This is a genomic window from Spiroplasma sp. ald, from assembly GCF_044714355.1.
Taxonomy (GTDB): Bacteria; Bacillota_I; Bacilli_A; order Mycoplasmatales; family Mycoplasmataceae; genus Spiroplasma; species Spiroplasma phoeniceum.
The window spans coordinates 1-1,334 of record NZ_RXFY01000167.1 but is presented as its reverse complement, the minus strand read 5'-3'; the positions used below and the strand labels follow the sequence as shown (position 1 = coordinate 1,334).

Annotated in this window: 1 protein-coding gene and 1 pseudogene; both read right to left on the bottom strand. The window is 28.6% G+C overall.

Going from position 1 to position 1,334, the window contains the following annotated elements:
* Nucleotides 1–153 precede the first annotated feature (153 nt).
* Nucleotides 154–498: a hypothetical protein gene (locus tag EHU54_RS05870; RefSeq protein ID WP_400249461.1), complete on the bottom strand. Its 345-nt coding sequence runs from the start codon at nt 496–498 to the stop codon at nt 154–156.
* 452 nt (nt 499–950) lie between these two features.
* Nucleotides 951–1,334: pseudogene (locus tag EHU54_RS05865) on the bottom strand (adhesin); the annotation flags it as partial.

Sequence of the window (1,334 nt, the reverse complement as noted above, 5' to 3'; positions counted from 1 at the left end):
AATTTTTAAATAAAAGACATAATTAATTAAAATTATAATTTGCTATTAGTATCTTTTTAAAAATATTTACAATTATTTTAATAGGTTATGCAAGAAGTCTAATAATATTCTTTTGTTTTTTTCAACTATAATTTAAAGATAAATATTTATGCTTTATAAATTGTGTTCTTTTTTTATTTTTTCAACGCGTTTTTTATATTCGCGTTGTTTTTCTTTGTCTAAATTGTTGTATCAGTTGCGTTTTCATTCCTGACGAACTCTTACCAATTCAAACTTTTTCTTTTCCAATGATAGTTTGTTTGTGATTAACTTATATGTTTTTTGTTTTTCTTTGGTTAAGTTTTCAAATCAACCACTTTTTCATTGTTTCTCTCACTGTTTTAAAGCTAATCGCCCAGGGTGTTGTTCAGTTTGTTGTTGTCTAATTCTGCGTTGTTCTTTTTGAACATCATTTTGATCATAATCAATTTTTGTGTTCACATAACTTGCTCTGCGCATAACACCAATTCCTTTCTAATCAAATATTTTCATAAATAAAAAAAATAGGTAGATGACTTTTTTATCATTCTACCTATACACAAAAATTAAAAAATGTTATAATTTAACTGACCTACCAGAAGGTGGGGATTAAATTATATCAGACCCTACTAATTGGCTTTGCCTGCCGCTTAATAGGTTGTATAGAAGAATGACGGTGAAGTCATTTTCTATGTTTTTATTTAGTTGTGTTTATTATAGCATAAATATTTACTATGACATTTTTAAAAAGTATAATTATTTATATTGTTGTGTAGAAAAGATAGTTAGAAAATTTTTAGCAGAAATTTTGGGAATAGTGCGTGGTTCTCTAACTATCTTTTCTACACAACAATATTTTATTTTAAATAGCTATGACATTTTTAAATGATGTTGGCTTTATCTTGATCCACTTGTCGCTAACAAAGTCATCATTATTTTTCACCACCTTTTTGTTTTGTTGCTTCTTTTTCTGCTTCTTCTTTTTTAATTTGTTCAACTAATTTAAGATGGTGGCGTTTTTTAATTTTTGGTAAAAAATATTTATCAAAAACAAATCTTTTAAACAACCAATACGCCAGGCCAAAACCCACCAAGACACCAACAACAACGCCAATAATTCACAACTTACTATCGCCATCTTGTTTTTTATTGTCTGGTGTTGGTGGAATCTCTTTTTCTTTTTGTTGCACCGGGATTGTTTTAGCGGTCAAACTTAGCAATTTTGTACTACCATCGACTGCTTGAACCTTGACATCTTTGCTCGTCGTTCAATCACCCACAATAAGATTATCAACGCCGATAACATAGTCAGTGTT